The organism is Cutibacterium sp. LaCa_255, from assembly GCF_057458005.1.
The window spans coordinates 802,329-824,834 of record NZ_CP190956.1; the positions used below are offsets into that span (position 1 = coordinate 802,329).

Consider the following 22,506-nt stretch of genomic DNA (forward strand, 5'->3'; position numbering starts at 1 on the left):
GGCGCATCCGTTGGCGTGGCTACGCCCACCATCTTCTGCTACCGCGGGGTCACTCCGGGACTGGAAACGACAACTAGCTGGTGGCGTCGTCCTGTGTCATGGCCGAGAGCGCCTTCAGACAAGGTGGCATTTGAGACCCAATCTCACAGTGTGGTACCTTCTGTAAAGGCTCGCAGGTGCGGGCTGCATCAAACCTTGGAGAAGAGGGCTCATGCGCATGCGAATGTGTTGTTGTCGCTGAGACGCGACTCCAGCCCACGCATGTCTTATCCACGCATGTCTGTTCCTGTCCCTTCCTAACCACCAAGGAGTATCCGTGAGCATGTCCGAAACGGACGCCGCGCCTGATGTCCCTGTCGCCGGTGATCTTCTGCCGGGCGATAGGCTCTCCCCGATCGGCGACGAGACCACTTCGGCCCCGGTGGCTGCCATCGATCCCGATAGCGGACGGGTCGTTCCCGGAGGAGTGTGGAGCCGTCTGCGGCACAATGGGTCAGCGATGTTCGGAGCAGTCGTCGTTGTGCTGACTACCCTCGTAGCCATCCTGGCTACGCCCATCACTCGGGCCATGGACCTTGACCCCTATAGCTACGACTTGTCTGCCCTGAACGCGAGCGGGTTGCCCTCCGGCGCAATGGGAGGGATCAGCGCTGTCCATCCCTTCGGCGTCGAGCCTCAGACCGGTCGCGATCTCTTCGCCATCGTCGTCGAAGGCACCCGGACCTCATTCCTCATTGGCATGGGGGCGACCATCCTTTCGATGACCATTGCCATCATCGTGGGGGTGACGGCTGGGTACTTCGGTGGCTGGTGGGACGGATTGGCGTCTCGTGGCACTGACGTCATCCTGGGATTCCCACAGCTGGTGTTCATGATCGCGATTTCGGCGGTCATTCCGGCCACCGCTCCACGAGCGACCGTCATGGTCCTCATTATTGGTCTGTTGGGGTGGCCCTCAACGGCGCGGGTGTTACGTAGTCAAGCGATGTCGTTGCGATCGCGTACTTTCATTCGTGCGTCACAGGCAATGGGTGCGGGCCACCTGCACATCTTGGTGCGGCAGATGCTGCCCAACCTGGTAGCCACGATTATCGTCTTCATCACCATCTCCATTCCTGGGAAGATTGGCGCGGAAGCGGCGCTGTCTTTCCTGGGAGTGGGCGTCACCCCGCCAACGCCGTCGTGGGGTCGATCCATAGGTTCGGCGGTAACCTGGGTGAGCACGGATCCCTGGTACTTGCTGTTTCCCGGTGGCGCGTTATTCCTCGTCACCCTGGCTTTCAACCTCTTTGGCGACGGACTTCGTGACGCCATTGACCCGAGGCTAGGTGAGTCTCGATGAACCGTCTACGTTTCCTTGTCTCTCGCCTGGTTCAGACGCTTGCCGTGCTCGTGATCATTACCTTCATCACCTTTGCCATCTTTGAGTTCTTCCCCGCTGATCCAGCCCAATTAGCTTGTGGTAAGCCATGTACTCCGGAGAATCTCGCCCTTGCGCGTTCTTACATGGGTTTGAACGATCCGTGGTACCAGCAATTCTGGAACTATCTTTCTGGGATTGTTGCAGGCACTACATATGGGTCCGGGGCTGATGCCATTCACTGTTCTGCCCCCTGCCTGGGATACTCGTTCCGCCTGTCGACCCCGGTCACTGAACTCATTGCAAACCGGCTGCCAGTCACTATGTCGGTGGCTTTGGGGGCAGCCGTGTTGTGGATGATTATTGGTGTGAGCACCGGCATCATTTCGGCCCTTCATCGAGGTGGTGCCGTGGACCGTGCGATCATGACCGGAACAGTTTTGGGAATTTCCTCACCGGCCTATCTGGTAGGTCTGCTCGGCATCCTGCTGCTGGGATTCAAGGCTGACATTGTTCCGGTGTCCGGATATGTGCCATTCTCTGTGAGTCCTGTCGACTGGCTCTGGCATCTGGCCTTGCCATGGACCGTGCTCGCCGTCCTCTCAGCAGCGGTCTATACGCGGATGGTCCGCAGTGAGATGCTGGAGACCCTTGACGAGGATTATGTGCGCACTGCTCGCGCCGCGGGTCTGTCGGAACGACGCGTCCTGGCTAACCATGTCCTGCGCAGCATCTCCGTGCCGATACTCACCTATTTCGCTCTCGACCTGGGGGGATTACTGGGCGGAGCCGTCATCACCGAGAAAGTGTTCTCCATCCAGGGTCTCGGAGCTCTACTCATGGACGCCGTGGGAGCTACTGATGTCCAACTCGTGATGGGCGTCACATTGGTGGCCGCAGTCGCGATCATCGGAATGAATCTGTTGGCCGACATCGTCGTAGCAGCCATCGATCCTCGGGTTTGACGCTGATACGCCGCTGCGCAGCGCACCAGCACATATTCACACCACAGTCACATCACACACCACTGAAAACGGCTCACAAGAAAGATGAAAATCATGGGTCCTAGCACATACTCCATTTCGTCGTTGTCCCGCCGTGGCTTCCTGCTCGGCGCAGGGGCCACCGCTGCAGTTGCGGCATTGAGCGCATGCGGTGCCAATGAGCGTTCCGCGCAGACAGCTGGGTCAGCCACGCCTACCAGGGGCGGGACGCTGACGATCCTCGCGTCAGACACTGACATCAACTGGGATCCGGGCCGCAGCCAGGGCATGGCCGTCACCTCGTTGGCCCTCGTTCACCGCCGTCTCACCAGCTGGCAGATCATCAAGGGTAAGGAGGCCAGGGTCGTCCCCGACCTCGCTACCGATACCGGAAAAGCCTCGGATGGTGGCCGGACCTGGACCTTCACCCTCAAAGACGGTTTGGTGGCCGAGGATGGGTCGCCGATCACATCTACGCAAATTCGCCATGGGGTCGAACGCACCTTCACGGCCTCCTTGGCCGGCGGACTCGGATACCACAAGACGCTGCTTGCCGAGACCTCGGGATACACCGGCCCATATAAGGGCAAGCATTTGAAGTCCATTGAGACGCCAGACGACAAGACGATTGTCTTCCATCTGAAAGCTCCATTTGGCGACTGGCCATGGATCGTTTCTATGCCCGCGTTTGCTCCGGTTCCCCTCAGTGACAACCCCACGATTTACACCCGTGAACCGGTCGCATCTGGGCCTTATCGTGTGGCTGAGTACAAGCAGGGTGTGGCCGCAACCCTCAAGCGCAACCCGAAATGGACACCGTCCTCTGACGAGGTGCGTACTGCTCTACCTGACACGATTGTGTTTTCCTTGGGCCAGGACAGCCCGGTGATTGCTCAACGTCTCATCTCCGACTCTGGCAATGACCGCAACGCATTTGGGGCGGGGATGGTGCCCCCTGCCCAATTGCCTCAGGTGACATCCAACCCCCAGGCCAAGTCCCGGCTAGCCGTCGGTAGTGCTGGGCCACTGCAGTACTTGGCTATCAACGTTGAGCGCGTCAAAGACGTCAAGGTGCGCCAGGCCATCGCCTATGCGGTGGATCGCAAGGCCGCAGCCACCGCTCTGGGCGGAGAGATCGGTGCAGCCCCAGCGACGACGTACATCACTCCTGGCATCCCAGGACGCCAGGAATACGACCTGTACCCTGAGTCCACCGCAAAGGCTCAAGAACTCCTCAAGGGCAAAGCGGTGGGCCAGCTCGTACTGCTGGTAAGCAACGATGAGGGAACGTTGGCGCTCGCTCAAGCCGTCCAACAGGCACTTCAGAAGGTCAACATCTCCGTCAAGATCAATCCCGTTGAAAGTGAAACCTGGATTGAGAAAGCTACCCAGTCTGATGGTTCCGACTACGACTTGACCATTGCTTCGTGGAATCCCGACTATCCGTCGGCCAATGCCAATTTGCAGCCGCTTTTTGCCTCCAGTGAGATCGGATCAGGCGGCTTCAACCTTGGCCGCTACCACAATGCCGAGGTGGATCGGATGCTCGCCGAAGCGGCCGCCCTATCGATGGATGAGGCCAAGGAGAAGCGGGCGAACATTGATCGACGCATCGCCCAGGACGTTCCCGTCGTTCCATTGGTGTTCCGGCGCAATGCCTTCCTGCACGGATCAGGTGTGAGTGGTTTCTTCGTCGATCCCTTCCCGGCTTACCCGAACTACCTCGTCGTGGGAGTGCAGAAGTGAGGGGCCAACCCCGACGGAAAGACGCTCCTACCCGGGTGACCGCACAGCAGGATCGGTGGCCAGACGCAGTCCTGAGCCTGCGAGATGTCACGGTGAGATTCTCCGGGTCGCCGGTGGCGGCCTCGGAGGGAGTCGATCTGGACCTGGTGTCTGGACGAGTACTGGCTCTGGTGGGCGAGTCGGGATCGGGGAAATCCGTGACAGCCCTGGGCAGCCTCGGCTTGCTGCCCCAGGCCGCCACGGTCACGGGATCGGTGCTCCTGAGCCGAGATGAACCGGGCAGAAACGCCGGCGAGGCAGCCGTGGAACTGGTTGGGGCTGATAGGTCGGTGCTCGACGGTGTGCGAGGTCGGTTGGTCGGCACCATCTTTCAGGAGCCCTCCAGTGCGCTTGACCCTCTTCTGGCCATCGGCGCTCAGATCCGTGAAGTCATCAGGACCCACTCTGACGAGGATCGGTCGCGTTCTCGAATTCGCGACCGAGTACATAAGCTCCTGGGCCGCGTCGGGCTGCCGGACGTAGAGCGGATCGCTGCCTCCTACCCGCATCAGCTGTCCGGAGGCCAGTTGCAGCGAGCATGCATGGCCCTGGCCTTGGCATGCAATCCGAGGGTGATCATCGCTGACGAGCCCACCACGGCCCTTGATGTCACAGTGCAGGCCGGGATCCTCGACCTCCTGCGTCAGCTGACCGATGAAGGCATGGCGGTGCTGCTCATCACGCATGACATGGCCGTCGTGGCTGACATCGCCGACGAGGTTGCCGTCATGAGAAAAGGGCACATCATCGAGCGGGGCAGTGTCGACGCGATCTTCAACGATCCGCAACACTCCTACACCCGCCAGCTCCTCGACGCCGTTCCCCAACTCGATGCGCTACGAGAACTCCATGATCCGCAAACCAATCCCGACGGGGCGAGCGCCGCTAGGTCTGAAACCAGTGATGAGCCGGGAACCGTTGAGGTCGTCGGCCCGGCGATCCCTGACGCGACGAACCGAGAGCTGGACCCACCACTAGTTGAGGTTACCGACCTCGACGTCGTCTACCGTGCGCGACGACGCAAGTCTGTGCACGCGGTCCGCGGTGTGAGTCTGGCCATCGCGCCGGGGGAGGTTCTGGGACTCGTGGGGGAGTCCGGGTCGGGAAAATCCACGATCGCTGGCACCCTCCCAGGGTTGGTACCGGTGACCTCCGGGTCGGTGCGAGTGGCTGGGGTCGAGGTCGCCGGGGCCTCTCGGCGTGCGATGCTCCCCGTCCGGCGTAACACCGGAGTCGTGTATCAGAATCCGGCCTCGGCCCTTAATCCCAGGCGCACTGTCGGTGCGTCAATTGCTGAACCCTTGATGCTGCATTCCCCCCTCGACTCGTCGCGGAGGCGCGCCCGGGTGCGTCAACTCCTCGAGCAGGTGGAGCTGCCGGAATCGATGGCTGATCGGTACCCACATCAAATGAGCGGTGGTCAGCGTCAGCGGGTTGCTATCGCTCGTGCCCTGGCCCTGGACCCCCGGCTGGTGGTTGCCGATGAACCTACCAGCGCGCTCGATGTGTCGGTGCAGGCCAAGGTGCTCAGGCTCCTGACGGGTCTGCAAGCTGAACTGGGGTTTGCGTGCTTGTTCGTCTCGCATGATCTTGCGGTCATCGAGCAGATTGCAGCCCGAACAGTGGTGCTCAGCAAAGGTCGCATCGTCGAGGAAGGGCCGACGACGGAGGTGCTTTCGCATCCGCGGGAGGAATACACCCGTGCTCTGGTGAGTGCCGTTCCCATCCCTGACCCGGCGATACAGCGAACCCGCCGAGCCCGGGTGGTCGTTCAACGGTGAGGCCTGTCAGTCCAGGGTCGTGATGATGCGCGCCCCGCCCTTCTCGATGACGAGGGTTTGCTCGAACTGGGCACACCGTGAACCATCGTTGGTGAGGACCGTCCAGCCGTCGTCCCACTGATGATTGGACTGGTCACCGAGAGTGAGCATCGGCTCGATGGTCAGCGTCATGCCCTCCTCGAGGGTGACGTCGTAACGCGGCTCGTCGTAATGGAAGACGACAAGGCCGGAGTGGAAGGCACTGTGGACCCCGTGCCCGGTGTAGTCGCGCACCACGCCGTACCCGAATCGCTTGGCGTAGTTCTCGATGATGCGTCCGATGATGGAGATCGAGCGACCAGGCTTGACGGCCTTGATGGCCCGGTTCATGGACTCCTCGGTGTGCTTGATGAGGTCGAGGGACTCCTGATCGACGTTGCCGCACGGGAAGGTGTAGCAATTGTCGCCGTGCACGCCATTCTTGTAGGCGGTGACGTCGATTTTGACGATGTCGCCGTCCTCCAGCGGGCGAGCGTCCGGGATGCCGTGGCAGATGACCTCGTTGACGCTGGTGCAGCAGGACTTGGGGTAGTTGCGGTAGTCGAGGGTCGACGGGTAGGCGCCGTGATCGCACATGTACTCGTGAGCGATGCGGTCGAGCTCGTCGGTGGTGACTCCAGGTGCCACAGCCTTGCCGGCCTCGTGCATGGCGCCGCACGCGATCCGACCGGCTTCCTCCATGGCGGCAATCGTCTCGGGAGTCTGCACGTGGGAACCGTCGTAGGTCTCCGGGACGTCTCCCAAACCGACATAGGGAGGGCGGGCAATGCTGCCGGGAACGTGGCGACGAGGACTCTGGGGATACGGCTTGATGGCACTCACGTCGGCCTAGTCTAGGTCGTCAGTGTCAAGACGCCGGATTGGTTCACGTGCGTGTGCCGATGTGCAACGGTCCGGATCAGTGCATGGTCTCGAAGAGTTCCTCGGCGGTCGGGTGGGTCAGGACCCGGTCATGACGACCATTCGCGAGAATGATGACGCGATCTGCGGTGGCTGCGATGTCCAGATCATGGGTGATCATGACCAAAGAGGTGCTGTCGGTCACGGTCTCGCGAAGCAGATCGAGGACGGTCTCCCGAGAGGCGACGTCAAGAGACCCGGTCGGCTCGTCAGCGAAGAGCACTTGGGGAGCCCGGACCAGGGACCGCGCTATCGCCACCCGTTGACGCTGTCCGCCGGACAGGTGGTTCGGGTACTTGTCGGCGCAGGCGGCCAGCCCGACGGTCTCCAGGGCGTGCGTGACATCACGTCGGCGCGGCCTCATCCCTGCCAGTCGCGCAGGCAGGCGGACATTGTCACGGACGTTGAGGGAACTGATGAGGTTGAGATCCTGGAAGATAACCCCGACGTGATCGCGTCGTATCCGTGCGAGTTCAGAACGACTAGCCGGACCGAGGTCGTTGCCGGCCAGGGTGATACTCCCGCCATCGGCGGCGAGGAGACCGCACAAGCAATACAGCAGCGTCGACTTGCCTGCCCCCGAGGACCCCACGATGGCAACGAACTCGCCAGGATCAACCTCGAGATCGACCCCCTTGAGCACTTCGATCCGCTGGGATCCTTTTCCAAAACCTTTGCGTACCCCGACAGCACTGATCAACGGCGACATCAACGGCCTCCCATGACGATGGTGATGGGGTCCTTCCGCATGCCACTGCGGGTGACGACGAGAAGGAGGATCAAGGTGAGGGTGAACCCAAAGCCGACCACTGCACAGGCCGACCACCCAGGTGGCGTGGCCCTGACATCGGGGACCGGTCCTGCCGACAGCGCAGCCGCCATGGCCAGGTCGTTGACCGTGACAATGGTATAGGAACACACCAGGCAGACGGCTGCGTACACCAAGGCCTCCAGGACGGTCTTGGCGCGTACCAGACCCGGCGTCGATCCTGACACCAGCAACAGAGCATTGTCCTCGCGTCGGTGTGATGAAGTGGCCAGCACGATGGCGGACGCGCACACACAGGCGACAATGACCGGACCCCCCAGCAACAAGGCCATCTGGCGTGGCGGGGCCGACACCGATCCGGATCCGGGGGCGCGGGCTGCCATCACCGTCGTCACCAGGTGGATCCAGCTCGTCATCATTCCGATCGCGGCTGCTGCCAGACTGATCGGCATGACGAGGGCCTGGGTCAATCGCGGCCTGGCCGCTGCCTCACGGCTCGCCAGGAATCCGGGGGTGCCGCCGAGGCCAATGGCTCTGATGAGCGCGACAAGGCCACGGACGACCGGCCCGCAGATCATTGCGAAAACCAGACAGACGAGGAGCCCCATCCCCGGATACGCGGAGAGGACTCCGACGAGGTCGTCTGCGTCGGTGACTGGACTGACGTGGCCAATCGTGAAGTACAGGGTCACGGTTCCCGCGATGAGAAGCACTGTGACGACCACGAAGAGGACGCGGGAATGACGCGGTGAGGACTGTGTCGTCTCCGATGGGCGGACTGCAGTGACGACGTCACCCCGTGCGATCTGTCGCGCCGAGCCCAGACCAGACATCAGACTGACGACGGCCGTCGTCGCGACTCCCGTGATCATCGCCACGACGGGAATCGGATGGGTCAGCACATCACTGCGAGGCAGCCCGCTGGTGGCCACGAAGCCGGCGTACCACGGCCACACGGCCTCCGAGACAAGCGCACCAAGCAGTGCGGACAGGGCCGTGACGAGGAGGATCTCGACGATGAGGATCAAGCGTGCAGTCCGTGGCAGCACACCGACGATCTGCCACAAGGCGACGTCACGTCGTTGCAGGCGCACACAGGTGCCCACGACCAGTCGGAAGGAGGCAAATCCGGTCAGCACCGTGAATCCCAGGGCCACCCCGCCCATGGACGCGTAGGCCTGCTGCGCGTCGCCGCCGGCAGCCACCCCGGCGACTATTAAACCGATGCTCAGGGTGACCACCACCATGAGCACGACCGAGGCGACGATGAGGGAGAGCCAGGAGGATGCGCCCCGAATGACGGAGTTGACGGCGATCTTGAGAGTCATGGTTCAGGGTTTCACAGCGCGGATGGAAAAACGGGACGATCACTGACATCTAGGATGTGAGTCACGATACTGGAGGGGATCACATGGCTGACAAGACCGAATACTTCTGGTGTCTCAAACACCACACCGTCGAGACTGCCGATGACTGCAAGGCGGCCGATCACCTTGGCCCGTACCCGTCTCCTCAGTCAGCGGCGGAGGCTCTTGACACGGTGGCCGCGCGCAACGACTTCTGGGAGAACGATCCTCGTTTCAATGACGAGGAGGACGACGACTGAGCCGTCAGTCCACCTTGAGGGATTCGCGCGCGTGGTCGACGAGGGCCTGACGTGCTGAGTCCCCGATCGTGGCGGAGTTGAAGTACATCCCGAGGAAATCCGTCTGCCCGGTGTTGACCACGACGACGTCGACGACGTCGCCACGCACCTTCGGCAGGTTGGGCAGCGTCACGTAGATCTCGCTGCGCTTCCACCAGGCAGGATGCCCGTCAACGGTGAGGGCCTCCGAGCGAATCTCCTTCTCGCCGGTGTAGCCCATGTAGTAGTCGGAGCTGGCGAAGCAGGACATCATCATCGATGCCGCGGTCTGCGGATCGGAGAATCCTTCCGCGACCGGCAGACCACCCACTCCTGACACACTCATCCACCCGGGGTAGACGTCGTCAATCTGAGCCGACTGACCCATCACCCACGGCAAGGTGAGGTTCTGGCGGCGCCAGTTGGGAATGGATTCCACCGAGACGCCACCGCCATGCAACCGGTCGTCAGCGGTGTCCAGGTTGCCGGGACGCTGGCCTTGCGGGCACCTGACGGCCGATGAACTGGCCGACGGGGTGCTCGATTTCTCGTTCCAGGCAGAGACGGTCGGCGAGGAGGAGTTGAGATCGGGTTCCGCGTGGTGATCGGATGCGGTGCGCTGGCGCAGGCCGAGAGCAGCGATGACGGCGACGACGAGCACCACGGCGATGATCGCCCACACCCATCCGGAACCGTGGCCGCCGTTGTTGCCACGAGGACCCTTTCCGCCTCGCTGTGGAGAGGGCTCTGGGGAGGTGACGGTACGGTCCGTCCAGCGCTCGCCGTCGAACCAGCGATAGCGGTCCGGTGTGTCGTCGGGATCTGGATACCACCCTGCCTGAGGACCCGAAGCCATGTCGGCAGTCTACCGAGGTGATCCAGGGCGTTTGTTACTCACTCGAAACACGCGCCATGCACACTGGAAGGGTGAGCAGGCAGACTGATTTTGTCCTGCGTTCCATGGAGGAACGCAATATTCGTTTCGTGAGGCTGTGGTTCACCGACGTCCTGGGATCACTCAAGTCCGTCGCCATCGCCCCCGCTGAGGTCGAGGGTGCTTTTGCCGAAGGCGTCGGTTTCGACGGTTCGGCTATTGAGGGTTACGCCCGCGTCTACGAGGCAGACATGGTGGCCCATCCTGACCCGGCCACCTTCCAGGTGCTGCCGTGGCGCTCGGGCACCGGCACCGCTCGGATGTTCTGCGATATCACCAATCCCGACGGCACGGCCTCGGCAGCAGATCCGCGTCACGTTCTCAAGAAGACGATGGCCCGGGCCGCTGACATGGGGTTCACCTTCTACGTGCATCCGGAGATCGAGTTCTACCTGCTCAAGGAGGAACACCAGCCCGGTGGAGCACCTGTCTCCCTCGACAATGGCGGCTATTTCGACCACACCACCCTGGGGGCGGGTACCGATTTCCGTCGTGACGCCATCAACGTCTTGGAGCGGATGGGTATCTCGGTGGAGTTCAGCCACCACGAGGCCGCTCCCGGCCAGCACGAGATCGACCTGCGTTACGCCGATGCGTTGACGATGGCTGACAACATCATGACCTTCCGCGTGGTCATTCGGGAGATCGCCTCCCTCAAGGGCATCAAGGCCACCTTCATGCCCAAGCCCTTCACCAACCACGCCGGATCGGGAATGCACGCCCACGTCTCCCTGTTCGAGGGCGACACCAATGCCTTCTACGACGTGGCTGACGAGTTCCGCATGTCGCCGGTGGCCAAGCACTTCGTGGCGGGCCTGCTTCACCACGCTCCGGAGATCACCGCCGTCACGAATCAGTGGGTGAACTCGTATCGACGGCTCTCGGGCGGGGGGGAGGCCCCCAACTACATCTGCTGGGGTCGCAACAACCGCTCGGCCCTCGTCCGGATACCGATGTACAAGCCGGACAAGGCCTCGTCAGCTCGGGTGGAACTGCGTTCCATCGACTCGGCTGCCAACCCGTACCTGGCCTACTCTTTGGTGCTGGCCGCTGGTCTGGACGGCATCGAGAAGGAGCTGCGGCTGCCCGAGGAGGCCTCCGACGACGTGTGGCAGCTGTCGGCCCGGGAACGTCACGCTCTCGGTATCAAACGCCTGCCGCAGAGCCTGGGTGCCGCCATCCGGTGCATGGAGGAGTCGGAGTTGGTGGCCGAGACCCTCGGTGAGCACGTCTACGACTTCTTCCTGCGCAACAAGCGGGCGGAATTCGAGGAGTACAACCGGCAGGTCAGCCAGTTCGAGTTGGATCGTTACCTTCCCCATCTGTGAGCGGTTGACCGGTCAAGTCCCCGAGGCCACTGGTGCAAGCTAACTGTGTCAAAGTACCATCGCCGGCCTTGCCGGGGACACAAGGGGTCGAGCCCGATGATCGTGGTGATCGGGTCCAGCCGATCAGTCCTCGGCGAGGATCTCGCGGAGGGCTCCGGCCATGTCCACCACGGGCAGGAGGTTGGCGACGTCGTCGACGTGGGATCCAGACGCCTGGACCCATCCCGCCTCGCGCATCTCCTCCCAGGAGGAGAAGCCGGTGGCCAGCTGCAGGAAGGTGACGGGATCCATCTCGGCCACATTGGGCGGGGTGCCACGGTGATGGCTGGGGCCCGACTCGGTGGCTGCCAGCTGGACTGCACATGCGGGCGGCACCCGCAGTTCGATGGTGCGTCCGCCATGGGTATCGTCAAGGACGGCCGACAGTGTCCGGCAGCTCTCAGTGATGGCTGGCGACGGAACGTCGACGCCGTCGTGGAGACCCATGGCCACCATGGCGAGCAGGGTTGCCCGAAGGTGATCAGTCATGCGAACCGGACCGATGAGGGATTCCACCGTCGCCGAGGGGCCAGGAGTGGCCAGCAGGACCGACTCGACCTCGCTGAGGAGACGCTGCGCCTGGCTGGCCAGACGGGTGGCAGTGTCATCGGCGATGACCTCGTGGCCGATCGCCGCCAGGGTCCCGGTCGCCTTGCTGCGCTCATCGATCACCCTGGCGAGGGTCATCGGCCTGATCGTCGTCGGGGCGGTGACGGTCTGCAGGGTGTCGGTGAGGATGACCATGAGGTGGGCGATGTGGTGGCGTCCCCACAACCGTGTATCGGCCGACCCGAGGGTGGTGCTCCTGGCCGGGGGCAGCAACGAGCGAGCGGTGGCCACCCATGTCGTCGCCAACCGCCTCACGCCGCGTTCTGCGCGTGCCGCCATAATCGTCACCTCAAGAACACTAGGGGAAACTAGTTGCTGGGACCGTACACCCATTCGACACCGACGTGACGACTGAGCAACACGTCGGTGGCCCTCGTCGGCTAATGTGCCGTCGAGGGGGTGGTCACGGTGGATCGCAAGTCGAGCGTCACGGTGGACCTACTGCGGCTGGGAGTGATGGACACTGAAGCGGCCCTGGCCCACCATCAGCGGATTGCAGAGACGATCGGGGCTGACCCAAGTCGACTGACCGGGTGGGAACATCACCTGGAAATGTCGTGTGACCCTGATCTGGCCCTCGACACCTTGGCAGATCTCTCACAGAGATCCCCACAGCTTGTCGTCGGCCTCCTTGATGACGACGACTCGGCATGCCGGCTCGTTCGGCTCCTGGGCGCCTCCAGCGAGCTGGGCCGTCACCTCGTCGCCCATCCCGACGACCTGGCCGAGATCGCCCACGATCCCGTGCGTCGCAGCCGTGACGAGATTCGCAACGACCTGCTCGAGGTCGTCGGAGCTCATGAGGATGGTGAGTTCCTGGTGGCCGAGAGGCCCACCGGCCCGGCAGCGGATCGGCTGAGGCTGGCCAATCGGCGTCATCTGGTGCGGATCGCCTCCCGAGATGTCGGCGCGGACGATCCGACCGAGGTCGTCGAGGACATCGCGGGAGAACTGGCAGACCTTGCCGACGCCGTCGTTGCCGCTGCCCTGGCCCTGACCCGCGCAGACTGTCCGGATCATGCCGACGCACGGCTCGCCGTCGTTGCAATGGGAAAGTGCGGGGCTCAAGAACTCAACTACATCTCTGACGTCGACGTCGTCCATGTCGCCGAGCCGGCCCGGGAGGACGTTTCAGCGGCTCGGGCTGTCGACATTGCCACGAAATTGGCAGCCTCGGTGGCGCGGATCTGTTCGGCCCACTCCGGGGCAGGGTCCATCTGGCAGGTCGACGCTGCGCTGCGTCCTGAGGGCAATGCCGGACCCCTGGTGCGAACCATGGACTCGATGCGCACCTACTACGAGAAGTGGGCGAAGAACTGGGAGTTCCAGGCCCTCCTTAAGGCTCGTCCGATGGCCGGCGACCTTGATTTGGGGCAGAGATTTGTCGAGATGGTCTCACCCATGGTGTGGCAGGTGGGAGAGGCGGAGGGCTTCGTCCCAGAAACCCGCGCTATGCGAACCCGGGTCGTCTCCCACATCGCCACCAAGGAGAAGGCCCGTGAGATCAAGCTGGGTGCCGGGGGGTTGCGAGACGTCGAATTCACCGCCCAGTTGCTGCAACTGGTTCACGGACGCCAGGACGAGTCGCTGCGGGTACGAGCCACTCTGCCGGCCCTGCGCGCGTTGGCCGCTGGCGGTTATATCTCCCGAGGTGCGGCCGAACGTCTCGAGGAGGCATACCGACTGCAACGAGTGATGGAACATCGGGTGCAGATGTTCCGGTTGCGTCGTACCCACCTCCTTCCCGACGACGAGCCAGGCTTGCGCAGGCTGGCACGGGCAGTGGGCCTGCACACCCCCGACGAGGTGCGAGGTGTGTGGACGGCGACCTCGAAGGCCGTCCTGCGGGCTCATGGCCAAGTGTTCTACTCGCCCGTGGTCGAGGCTGTGGCTCGCATCCCCACCGAGGATCTGCGGATGGGCCCGGAGGCGGCCAAGGTTCGGCTCGGGGCGCTGGGATTCCACGACGAGGACGCCGGCCTGCGTCACATCGAGGCCCTCACCAGCGGCACCAGCCGAGCAGTGCGTATCCAGACCGCTCTCATGCCGGCCATGCTCGCCTGGCTGGCCGACGGCCCCAGCCCCGACAATGGTTTGCTGGCCTTCCGCCAGGTCTCCGAGGCATTGGGGGAGTCTCCCTGGTACCTGCGCGCGATGCGTGACGAGGGGGCCATGGCCCAGCGGCTGGCAACGGTGCTGTCGACGTCGAGATATGCCGTCGACGTCCTCACCCGAGCCCCCGAGACCGTCCAGGTCCTCGTCGACGACGACCTGACTCCGCTGGACCGCGACGACCTCACTCGCCAGATGAACGCCGTCGCCAGGAGGCACCGCGACGTCGAGGAGGCGGTCGGGGCGATCCGTGCGGTGCGGCGTCGTGAACTGTTCCGGATCCTCGTCGCGAACATCCTCAATGTCACCGGCACGTTGCGCATCGGCCGGGCCCTCACCGACCTGACGGGAGCGACGATCGACGCTGCGCTGTCCGCAGTGTCGCGCGGGGTTGAGGACGCCCCGCCAATTGGCATCGTCGCGATGGGACGATGGGGCGGTCAGGAGCTGTCCTACGGTTCTGACGCCGACTGTCTCTTCGTCGTCGGTGACGGACCAGGTGCCGGGGAGAAGGCATTGCGCATCGTCACCAAGCTGCGGAATCTGCTCGGCAGGAACGGTGCCGATCCCGCGCTGATCTTGGATGCCGACCTGCGTCCGGAAGGGCGATCGGGCCCGATGGTGCGCAGCCTGGAGAGTTATCGCAAGTACTACGGGAAATGGTCGAGCACCTGGGAGTCCCAGGCCCTCTTGCGGGCGAACCACGGGGCCGGTGATCGAGACCTGACGACCGCGCTGCTCGAGTGCGTCGACAACCTGCGCTACCCGGCCGACGGCCTGACGGCCGGTCAGTTGGCCGAGATTCGCAAGCTCAAGGCACGGATGGAGTCCGAGCGGATTCCGCGCGGTGTCGATCCTCGGCGTCATCTCAAGCTCGGGCCCGGAGGCCTGTCCGACATCGAATGGACTGCCCAGGTGATTCAGTTGCAGCATGCCGGCAAGGAGCCTGCTCTGCGCACGACCTCGACGATCGAGGCTCTCGACGCTGCCCTGGCAGCCGGTCACGTCGACGAGGAACAGCACCAGGAGCTGCGCGATTCCTGGTTAGCTGCCAGCCGGCTGCGCAATGTGATCATGGTGGTGCGGGGCCGTCCCAGTGACGTCATACCCTCCGACTCAATTGATCTCGACGTCATTGCCCGGGCCCTCGGGATGGGTCGTGGGGCATCTGAGCAGTTGATTGAGGACCATCTGCGGCACGGGCGACGTGCCTCCAAGGTGGTCGATGCCGTCTTCTGGAACCAGTGATCAGTCCTTCTCGGAGAACTTGAAGGCGTGTGGGCTGGGGATGGGGAGGTTGTGTGCCCACGCCGGGTCGGTGCACATCCGGGCCACCGCCAATCCGCAGGCGATGAGGACCAGGGTGAGAACGGCGTCGGCGCCGAAGGTCAGCGCCTTCGCCATGTCCTGGGCGTTGAGCCAGTACACAGTGCGGTACATGGAGGCACCGGGCACCATGATGACGCAGGCGGGGACCGTCAAGGTGATGCGGGGCAGCTTAGTCCTGACCGACAACGGGCTGGCCAGGAATCCGATCGCGAGGCCGCCGACCCCGGCTGCCAACTGCGCTGGCAGGTTGGCACCAACCAGGGCCAGGCGGCAGAGATTTCCCACCACTCCCAGAGCGACTGCCCATGCCAGCATCCGCGGCGACGAGTTGAAGATGATGGCGAATCCGGCGACCCCACATGCCGTCGCTGCGGCGTAAGCCAGCCACGCCCAGGGATTCGGCAGCACCGTCTGCGCGGGCAGTGGTAACAGCCCGGTAGCAACCGAGAACACCCAGGCCGACAACGTCGCGGCAAGGATGAGACCAATCGAGTACATTGCGCGGCTCAGACCCGCCGTGAAGTCCATCCGGACCATGTCGAGGATGGAGGTAATCATCGGAAAACCAGGTACCAGGAAGAGCAGAGAGGCCACGTATCCGGGGCCGTGGATCGTGTGAAGCCCAGTGTTCGTGAGGAGGTCGGCGACCACCAGGTAGAGGAGACAGGCCGCTGCAGATGCGAGCGCCGCGACACCGAACTGGTTGAGCCAGCGACGGTTGAGTCGACCACGTACGAACTGGCCGGCACTTGCCGCCAGCAGCACGACGAGTGAGTCGGCCAGCGAGAACTTGTTGAGGATGGCGAATCCGGCGCAGGCAAAACCACCGGCGAGAATGGTCTGCCATTCCTTCCACTGTGGGCGGACGGTCCGGGAGATGTTGTCGAGTCTGGCCTCGACATCGCGGCCTGTCATCCCCTCGGGAAGGTTGTGGGCAAGCTCCTCGAGAGCGGATATCCGAGAGGAGTCGACGCGCACTCGGTACACCTCCCGGGCCACGGTGCGGAAGTTGTCGCCCCGGTGCGCGGTGACCGTGATCTCGGTGAGACCGACGGTGGCGTCGAGGCGGTCCATACCGAGGGCATCCCCTGTGTCCGTCATGGCCCTCTTCACCCGATAGGACCCGGTACCCGACGACAGCAGCATTGATCCCAGACGGATGACCGCCTCGGTGTCGTTGACGAATTCGTGGTCGTGGCGCAGGTCGTCGTCGGAAGTCACGGAATCAGTGCTTGTCACGTCCTGCTATTGTGCCACTGCAGCGCCGAGGGTCCACGGGTCGGTTCGGATGCCCAGATCTCGGCAGGGCAGACCGAGTTCCTCGTGAAGTCGGTGGGCCACGTCAGCACACCAGGGTGATTCGGATGCCCAGTGAGCCGTGTCGACGAGGGCTGGTCCGCCGGCCCGAAGATGCTCGTCGGCAGGATGATGGCGCAGGTCACTGGTGAGGTAGACGTCGGCATTGCTGGCTGCTGCGGCATCCAGCAGGGAATCTCCTGCTCCGGAGCACAGCGCGACGGTGTTGACCGGTTGGTCCGGGTCGCCAGCAGCCCGCACTCCCCAGACGGTACGGGGGAGTCGTTCGGAGACTCGCCGGGTGAAGGACCGCAGTGTCATCGGTTCGTCGAGATGGCCGACACGACCGATACCCGGGGTGGTGGGGCCGGGGCGCGCCCCCGAGTCAATGGTCGTCACGTCGTAGGCGGGCACCTCGTAGGGATGGGCGGCGACGAGAGCCGACCGCACCGCGGAGCGTGCCCAGGTCGGGGCGACGACGTGAATGCGCGCTTCCTCAACGGTCTCCACTTCATGGGCTGTGCCGATGGTGGGATGGGAGCCATCGAGAGGTCGGAACTGGCCGCGCCCGACGGTCTCGAAACTACACTTGTCGTAACCGTCGAACCGCCCGGCCCCGGCATCGAAGAGGGCATTGCGAAGCGCCTCCGAGGAGCCGAGGGGCACCTGGACTCCCCACAGATCCACGGCTTGGGTGACGGGTTCGAGGGGACGCTCGACGACGACGCCCAGGAGCCTCGCGAGGACGTCATTGACACCACCGACCGCGGCGTCGGCATTGGTGTGGGCACTCATGAGGGCAATGCGATGACGGATGAGCTGGTGAATGATGCGTCCCTTGGCGGTGTCGGCTGCCACCGAGCTGACCCCACGCATGAGAAGTGGGTGGTGGACGACGAGCATGTCCGCGTGTGCTGCGATCGCGGCGTCGACGACGTCGTCGGTGGCTTCCAGAGCGCACACGATGTGATTGACGGTGTCATCAGGGTCACCGCACACCAGACCCGGGGCATCCCACGACTCCGCCAGGGAGGGCGGGTACCACTCATCGAGGATGTCGCGGACCCGACCGACGGTGACGAGGTCGTCGGCGGGTGAGGGGATGGCGGTGTGGGATGTATCAGCTGCCATGGGTTCACGGTAGCTTGAGGGTATGACCGTTCGCCGACCAGTGACGATGTTTGTGTGCCTGGCTGCCGTCGTGGCCGCAGCAGGGTGCGCCGAGAAGACTCCGACCGTCGCCGACATGGCGAACCAGTCCGGGGCGACTCCGATCGCCAATTCCGTTCCGCCCCAGCCGGTGCGGCCGAGACCGTCAAAAGGTGCTTCTGGTGCCAGTACTCCGGCCATGCCGACGTGCAAGGGGTCGACCCCGGTCCTCGAGATGTCTTCGATGAAGACAGGGGACGCGGGTAACTCTGTCGAGCTGATCGTCCGGAACTGCACCGAGAAACCGTTGACCCTGCCTGCCGTGCCGACGATCAAGGTGACGTCCGCAGGCTCGCCCGTCAAGGTCGCATGGGAATCGCGCGGTGTCGTCCCGGGAGAATTGCTCAGCGGAATGGGGCGCAAGGTCACCTTGTCATGGCCTGGGCAAGGTGGTTGTGGTTCCCACAGCCAGGTGATGTCGGTTGAGATTGCCGGCGGGGTCGTGAGCGACGAAGGATGCTTCATCCCCACGGTGAAGCGATCGGTCACGCCGAAGCCCGGGGAAGCCGAGAATCCCGAACAGCTGGAATCTCCCCAACCAGTTCACGGATCGGTTGTCTGGTCAGGATGATGCCTTTCCTCTGCCACCGCAATGACGCGGCGGGCACGATACCTCGACGCTCAAGGGATAAAGGATGATCATCGGTCTGGCCGCATGCGTGGCGATCTTCGCCTGCTATGCCTGGTTGTTGGAACGACGCCCCGGTGCCTGGACGAATGGAATCGTGTTGGCTGTCGGCCTTGGGCTGGCGGGACTCACTGCTGTCGGAATTGTTGCGGGTACCGTCCCCGTCCTGGGTCTGGGTGTTGTCATAACCCTTGTGGTCCTTGCCGCCATCGGAACTGCCGTTGCGCCATTCGTGCTCATTGCCAACGGCATTGTGATGCGGCGTAAGGAGGGTGGATCCCTTTCCAACGTCCTGTCTGGCCTCCTCGGTGTGGGGCTACTGGTACTCATGGTGTGGTGTGTGAAGGGGCTTTTCTCCCCGTTTGAACCATGGGCTGTGGTGGGTATTTCGCTGACAATGGTTTTGGGATGGCTGTCTTTTGATTTTCTCGGATACCTGGCGTCGGTTCTGGCTGTCCATCGTGCCAAGCCACTACCGGGAGAGCATCAGATCATCGTCCTCGGGTCTGCTCTCGTCCATGGAAAGGTCCCCAGACTGCTGGCCAACAGGCTGGATCGCGGTATTGACCAGTGGCGTACCGACGACGCCGCCGGATTTCACTCCGTGATTATTCCTTCCGGCGGAAAAGGGGAGGACGAGCCCCGTGCCGAGGGAGAGGCTATGGCCAATTATCTCATCGAGCATGGTATTCCTGGCGAATGCATTGTTGTGGAAGACAAGGCAGCAAATACGAACGAAAACATTTCATTGAGTCGAGAGCTCATGCCAGCCGAGGTGGCTTCGACGTCAGTGCGTCGCACGATTGCGTCGCGTCAGAGTCACAATCCCCCCGTGGTCGTTGCGACGAGCTCCTATCACGCCGTGCGTGCGGCTGAATTGTGTCGTCGTCAAGGCGTGCGAGCTCGGGTCCTCGGGGCCCCGACGGCCACCTACTTCCTGCCCAGCGCGATGCTGCGAGAGTACATCGCACTGTTGATGTCACGGCCATGGATCAACAGCATCATGATGATTCTCGTGGCGGCCTTCTGGCCGATCGTGGCAGGGGTGTTCGGATGAAGGTCTGTCGTGTGCTTGCGGTGGCGGTTGCAGCCACGGCTGTGGCATCGGGGTGTTCACGACCGATCCCAGCGGTTCCCGAGGCTGTCGTACCGACCTCGTCGATGACCTCGACCCCGAAGTATTCCCCCCATCCTCGACCTCACACCAGTCGACCTCAGCCCAGCACATCCCCACAACGGGTGACCAGTGTCGGCGGCGGTGGGACGGCCTTGACATGCGAGCACGGCGAGAAAATAGCGATGGGGTTTGACGACGTCCAGGCGGCGTTGGGGGCACGAGTGACCCGGCTCATGATCCGCAACTGTGGCACGTCCACGCTGACCTTGCCCGTCATGCCGAAACTCCAACAGGCCACCGAGGTAGGGAAGTCCGTGCCGGTGGCATGGCGACCTTATGACTCGAGGACTGCGTCGAGACGGCTGGCTCCCGGAAAGGTTTCGGGCTGGGAACTGTCCTGGCATACCAATGGTGACTGTGAGCACCGCGGAGCACGACGGCTCGTCGCAACAGTGGGGACGACAACGGCCGTCATGGAGGGCTGTCTTGACCTGGGCGACGCCCACGCACTGACTGATGAATCCTCGACGGGGCCGGATGGTTCCGACGCCATCCCGATCCCTCAGGGGACCGTGCGGTTTCTGGACTGAAAAGAACCGCGCCCCACGATTCGCACGCTCTTCGTGTATCGGGCCCAATTCTCCACGACGTGACGAGGGGACGACCGAAGTCGTCCCCTCGTCACGGGATCACGTCAGGTCGACTCAGATGTCGTAGTACAGGTCGAACTCGTAGGGATGCGGACGCTGCTGCAGGGCAGCCAGGTCGCCACGCTTGAGCTCGATCCAGGTCTCGATGAGGTCCGGGGTGAACACGTCACCGGCAAGCAGGAACTCATGGTCGGCCTCGAGATTGTCGAGGACGGCACCAAGGCTGCCCGGGACCTGATCCATGACAGCGTGCTCTTCCGGAGGCAGCTCGTAGATGTCCTTGTCGACCGGGGCCGGCGGCTCGATCTTGTTCTGAATGCCGTCCAGACCCGCGAGCAGCAGGGCGGCGAAGGCCATGTACGGGTTGGCCGAGGGGTCAGGGCAGCGGAACTCGACACGCTTGGCCTTCGGGTTCGGGCCGGTGATCGGGATACGCATGCAGGCGGAGCGGTTGCGCTGCGAGTACACCAGGTTGACCGGGGCCTCGAAGCCAGGAACCAGGCGATGGTAGGAGTTGGCCGACGGGTTGGTGAAGGCCAGCAGCGACGGGGCGTGCTTGAGGATGCCGCCGATGTAGTAACGAGCCATGTCGGACAGCTGTGCGTAGCCGGACTCGTCAAAGAAGAGAGGATCGCCGTTCTTCCACAGCGAGGAGTGGACGTGCATGCCCGAACCGTTGTCACCAAAGATCGGTTTCGGCATGAAGGTCGCCGTCTTGCCGTGCTGCCAGGCAACATTCTTGACGATGTACTTGAACTTCATGACGTCATCAGCTGCGCGGGACAGGGTGTTGAAGCGCCAGTTGATCTCGGCCTGGCCAGCGGTGCCGACCTCGTGGTGGGCCCGCTCGACCTTCATGTCGAGGCCCTCCATGATGGTGACGATCTCGTCACGCAGATCACCGAAGTGGTCGGTGGGGGCCACCGGGAAGTAACCGCCCTTGTACTTCACCTTGTAACCACGGTTGCCGCCGTCCTCAGTGCGTCCGGTGTTCCAGGCACCAGCCTCGGAGTCGATGGAGTAGTACGAGGTGTTCTGGCGAGTGTCGAAGCGAATGTCGTCGAAGACGTAGAACTCGGCCTCGGGGGCGAAAAAGGCAGTGTCTCCGATACCGGTGGAGGTGAGGTAGGCCTCGGCCTTGCGTGCGATGTTGCGCGGGTCGCGGCTGTAGGCCTCCTTGGTGATCGGGTCGTGGACGTTGAAGTTCACGATGAGCGTCTTGCGCTCGCGGAACGGGTCGATCCAGGCGGTCGTCGGGTCAGGTAGCAGGGCCATGTCCGACTCGTTGATCTTCTGGAAGCCCCGGATGGAGGATCCGTCGAAGGCCAGACCGTTCTCGTACTGGTCCTTGTCGAACTCTCGGGCGGGGACGGTGAAGTGCTGCATGACACCGATGAGGTCGCAGAAGCGGACATCGATCATCTCGATGCCTTCCTTCTTGACATAGGCGAGCAGGTCGTCGGGACCTTCGAACATCTTTCCTCCATCAACACGGCTGGTGATGTGTTCACGGTAGTTCGTGCGGGTTGCTCAGCCGTCACCGTTGTGTTTCGAGCGTGTAACAGGTGCTACCGGTAGGATTCCCTGGGTGAGTGGAACCGAGGCAGCGCCAGGCACCTCGATCGGACTGCCCCCGGAAGGGCGCGGATCGCTGGCGAGTTGGGGCAAGCGCATTGGCGCTCTCATCATTGACTGGGGAGCATCCATGGTGCTGGCCAGTGCCATCGTCGGGTCGGCAGTGATTCGCGGTGGAGGTTGGAAGATGTGGATGCCGATGGCGGTCTTCTTCGTCGAGTCGGTCCTCTTCACTGCGATGGCAGGCGGATCCTTCGGCCAGATCGTCGCCCGAGTGGCCGTGGTCCGACTCGATGACCTCGGCCCCATCGGATGGTGGCGATCGGCCGCCCGCACAGCGATGAAGTGCCTCGTCATTCCGGCCCTCGTCATCGGTGCAGAAAGGCGAGGTCTCGACGATCTCGTGCTGGGCACCGTCGTCGTCAATCGCAAGTGAGAG

The 22,506-nt window shown here is 63.2% G+C and carries 19 protein-coding genes and 1 pseudogene; 11 read left to right on the forward strand and 9 right to left on the reverse strand.

Annotated elements, in window-relative coordinates:
- Positions 1-322 precede the first annotated feature (322 nt).
- The 4 genes from ACP8ML_RS03530 (at position 323) to ACP8ML_RS03545 (ending at position 5,909) form a co-directional block, all read left to right on the forward strand.
- Entirely contained in the window at positions 323-1,342 is a 1,020-nt protein-coding gene (locus ACP8ML_RS03530) for an ABC transporter permease (RefSeq protein ID WP_117189327.1), read from the forward strand.
- On the forward strand, positions 1,339-2,325 hold the full coding sequence (locus ACP8ML_RS03535; protein WP_117189326.1) for an ABC transporter permease: 987 nt from the start codon (positions 1,339-1,341) through the stop codon (positions 2,323-2,325). The genes ACP8ML_RS03530 and ACP8ML_RS03535 overlap by 4 nt, the downstream gene beginning before the upstream one ends.
- A gap of 93 nt (positions 2,326-2,418) precedes the next feature.
- Positions 2,419-4,089, forward strand: coding sequence for an ABC transporter substrate-binding protein (locus ACP8ML_RS03540; RefSeq protein WP_117189325.1), 1,671 nt, complete (start codon positions 2,419-2,421; stop codon positions 4,087-4,089).
- Positions 4,090-4,124: 35 nt separating this feature from the next.
- Complete coding sequence (locus tag ACP8ML_RS03545) at positions 4,125-5,909, forward strand: dipeptide ABC transporter ATP-binding protein (protein WP_117189324.1); 1,785 nt, start codon at positions 4,125-4,127, stop codon at positions 5,907-5,909.
- 6 nt (positions 5,910-5,915) lie between these two features.
- Here ACP8ML_RS03545 and map read toward each other — a convergent pair whose 3' ends face one another.
- The 3 genes from map to ACP8ML_RS03560 form a co-directional block, all read right to left on the reverse strand.
- Positions 5,916-6,656 carry a type I methionyl aminopeptidase gene (map, locus tag ACP8ML_RS03550; RefSeq protein WP_283240441.1) on the reverse strand — a complete coding sequence of 247 codons (741 nt, stop codon included), beginning with the start codon at positions 6,654-6,656 and terminating at the stop codon, positions 5,916-5,918.
- Positions 6,657-6,846: 190 nt separating this feature from the next.
- A complete protein-coding gene (locus ACP8ML_RS03555) occupies positions 6,847-7,557 on the reverse strand; it encodes an ABC transporter ATP-binding protein (protein ID WP_065674115.1) in 711 nt (236 codons plus the stop codon).
- Positions 7,557-8,945 (reverse strand): FtsX-like permease family protein, encoded by a 1,389-nt coding sequence (locus ACP8ML_RS03560; protein WP_117189323.1) that lies wholly within the window; start codon positions 8,943-8,945, stop codon positions 7,557-7,559. Before ACP8ML_RS03560 ends, ACP8ML_RS03555 begins: the two co-directional genes overlap by 1 nt.
- Positions 8,946-9,028: 83 nt before the next feature.
- Between ACP8ML_RS03560 and ACP8ML_RS03565 the strand changes: the two genes are divergently transcribed.
- The gene (locus ACP8ML_RS03565; RefSeq protein ID WP_004811898.1) at positions 9,029-9,223 is read left to right on the forward strand and encodes a hypothetical protein; all 195 of its coding nucleotides are present in this window, start codon (positions 9,029-9,031) and stop codon (positions 9,221-9,223) included.
- Between the two features lie 4 nt (positions 9,224-9,227).
- Here ACP8ML_RS03565 and ACP8ML_RS03570 read toward each other — a convergent pair whose 3' ends face one another.
- Positions 9,228-9,629 (reverse strand): hypothetical protein, encoded by a 402-nt coding sequence (locus ACP8ML_RS03570; protein WP_036910431.1) that lies wholly within the window; start codon positions 9,627-9,629, stop codon positions 9,228-9,230.
- A 396-nt stretch (positions 9,630-10,025) separates the two neighbouring features.
- A pseudogene (locus ACP8ML_RS03575) lies at positions 10,026-10,097 on the reverse strand (hypothetical protein); the annotation flags it as partial.
- A 104-nt stretch (positions 10,098-10,201) separates the two neighbouring features.
- On the opposite strand from ACP8ML_RS03575, the gene glnA (ACP8ML_RS03580) reads away from it, so the two are divergent.
- Positions 10,202-11,503, forward strand: a complete 1,302-nt coding sequence (gene glnA / locus ACP8ML_RS03580) for a type I glutamate--ammonia ligase (RefSeq protein WP_117189322.1) — start codon at positions 10,202-10,204, stop codon at positions 11,501-11,503.
- Positions 11,504-11,626: 123 nt separating this feature from the next.
- On the opposite strand, the gene ACP8ML_RS03585 is transcribed toward glnA (ACP8ML_RS03580), so the two are convergent.
- Positions 11,627-12,430 carry a sterol carrier family protein gene (locus tag ACP8ML_RS03585; RefSeq protein ID WP_117189321.1) on the reverse strand — a complete coding sequence of 268 codons (804 nt, stop codon included), beginning with the start codon at positions 12,428-12,430 and terminating at the stop codon, positions 11,627-11,629.
- Between the two features lie 129 nt (positions 12,431-12,559).
- On the opposite strand from ACP8ML_RS03585, the gene ACP8ML_RS03590 reads away from it, so the two are divergent.
- The gene (locus tag ACP8ML_RS03590) at positions 12,560-15,511 is read left to right on the forward strand and encodes a bifunctional [glutamine synthetase] adenylyltransferase/[glutamine synthetase]-adenylyl-L-tyrosine phosphorylase (RefSeq protein WP_117189368.1); all 2,952 of its coding nucleotides are present in this window, start codon (positions 12,560-12,562) and stop codon (positions 15,509-15,511) included.
- Here ACP8ML_RS03590 and ACP8ML_RS03595 read toward each other — a convergent pair whose 3' ends face one another.
- Together ACP8ML_RS03595 and ACP8ML_RS03600 are read right to left on the reverse strand one after the other, a co-directional pair.
- Complete coding sequence (locus ACP8ML_RS03595) at positions 15,512-16,738, reverse strand: threonine/serine exporter family protein (RefSeq protein WP_065674166.1); 1,227 nt, start codon at positions 16,736-16,738, stop codon at positions 15,512-15,514. It lies immediately after the preceding gene.
- Between the two features lie 99 nt (positions 16,739-16,837).
- Positions 16,838-18,019 carry a Nif3-like dinuclear metal center hexameric protein gene (locus ACP8ML_RS03600; protein WP_065674112.1) on the reverse strand — a complete coding sequence of 394 codons (1,182 nt, stop codon included), beginning with the start codon at positions 18,017-18,019 and terminating at the stop codon, positions 16,838-16,840.
- Positions 18,020-18,041: 22 nt separating this feature from the next.
- Between ACP8ML_RS03600 and ACP8ML_RS03605 the strand changes: the two genes are divergently transcribed.
- From ACP8ML_RS03605 to ACP8ML_RS03615, 3 genes are all read left to right on the forward strand, one after another.
- A complete protein-coding gene (locus ACP8ML_RS03605; RefSeq protein ID WP_249361230.1) occupies positions 18,042-18,668 on the forward strand; it encodes a hypothetical protein in 627 nt (208 codons plus the stop codon).
- A 64-nt stretch (positions 18,669-18,732) separates the two neighbouring features.
- The gene (locus ACP8ML_RS03610) at positions 18,733-19,782 is read left to right on the forward strand and encodes a YdcF family protein (RefSeq protein ID WP_117189319.1); all 1,050 of its coding nucleotides are present in this window, start codon (positions 18,733-18,735) and stop codon (positions 19,780-19,782) included.
- Between the two features lie 242 nt (positions 19,783-20,024).
- Positions 20,025-20,432, forward strand: a complete 408-nt coding sequence (locus tag ACP8ML_RS03615; protein WP_117189318.1) for a hypothetical protein — start codon at positions 20,025-20,027, stop codon at positions 20,430-20,432.
- Between the two features lie 114 nt (positions 20,433-20,546).
- Here ACP8ML_RS03615 and glnA (ACP8ML_RS03620) read toward each other — a convergent pair whose 3' ends face one another.
- On the reverse strand, positions 20,547-21,968 hold the full coding sequence (gene glnA / locus ACP8ML_RS03620) for a type I glutamate--ammonia ligase (protein ID WP_117189317.1): 1,422 nt from the start codon (positions 21,966-21,968) through the stop codon (positions 20,547-20,549).
- Positions 21,969-22,080: 112 nt separating this feature from the next.
- Between glnA (ACP8ML_RS03620) and ACP8ML_RS03625 the strand changes: the two genes are divergently transcribed.
- Positions 22,081-22,503, forward strand: coding sequence for an RDD family protein (locus ACP8ML_RS03625; protein ID WP_065674106.1), 423 nt, complete (start codon positions 22,081-22,083; stop codon positions 22,501-22,503).
- The last annotated feature ends 3 nt before the right edge of the window (positions 22,504-22,506 follow it).

Bases quoted from the DNA above. Each gene is read 5' to 3' on its own strand.
- ACP8ML_RS03530 (WP_117189327.1), top strand. From the start codon at position 323: ATGTCCGAAACGGACGCCGCGCCTGATGTCCCTGTCGCCGGTGATCTT.
- ACP8ML_RS03535 (WP_117189326.1), top strand. From the start codon at position 1,339: ATGAACCGTCTACGTTTCCTTGTCTCTCGCCTGGTTCAGACGCTTGCC.
- ACP8ML_RS03540 (WP_117189325.1), top strand. From the start codon at position 2,419: ATGGGTCCTAGCACATACTCCATTTCGTCGTTGTCCCGCCGTGGCTTC.
- ACP8ML_RS03555 (WP_065674115.1), bottom strand. From the start codon at position 7,557: ATGTCGCCGTTGATCAGTGCTGTCGGGGTACGCAAAGGTTTTGGAAAA.
- ACP8ML_RS03560 (WP_117189323.1), bottom strand. From the start codon at position 8,945: ATGACTCTCAAGATCGCCGTCAACTCCGTCATTCGGGGCGCATCCTCC.
- ACP8ML_RS03565 (WP_004811898.1), top strand. From the start codon at position 9,029: ATGGCTGACAAGACCGAATACTTCTGGTGTCTCAAACACCACACCGTC.
- ACP8ML_RS03570 (WP_036910431.1), bottom strand. From the start codon at position 9,629: ATGGGTCAGTCGGCTCAGATTGACGACGTCTACCCCGGGTGGATGAGT.
- glnA (WP_117189322.1), top strand. From the start codon at position 10,202: ATGGAGGAACGCAATATTCGTTTCGTGAGGCTGTGGTTCACCGACGTC.
- ACP8ML_RS03585 (WP_117189321.1), bottom strand. From the start codon at position 12,430: ATGGCGGCACGCGCAGAACGCGGCGTGAGGCGGTTGGCGACGACATGG.
- ACP8ML_RS03595 (WP_065674166.1), bottom strand. From the start codon at position 16,738: ATGCTGCTGTCGTCGGGTACCGGGTCCTATCGGGTGAAGAGGGCCATG.
- ACP8ML_RS03600 (WP_065674112.1), bottom strand. From the start codon at position 18,019: ATGGCAGCTGATACATCCCACACCGCCATCCCCTCACCCGCCGACGAC.
- ACP8ML_RS03605 (WP_249361230.1), top strand. From the start codon at position 18,042: ATGACCGTTCGCCGACCAGTGACGATGTTTGTGTGCCTGGCTGCCGTC.
- ACP8ML_RS03610 (WP_117189319.1), top strand. From the start codon at position 18,733: ATGATCATCGGTCTGGCCGCATGCGTGGCGATCTTCGCCTGCTATGCC.
- ACP8ML_RS03615 (WP_117189318.1), top strand. From the start codon at position 20,025: ATGGGGTTTGACGACGTCCAGGCGGCGTTGGGGGCACGAGTGACCCGG.
- glnA (WP_117189317.1), bottom strand. From the start codon at position 21,968: ATGTTCGAAGGTCCCGACGACCTGCTCGCCTATGTCAAGAAGGAAGGC.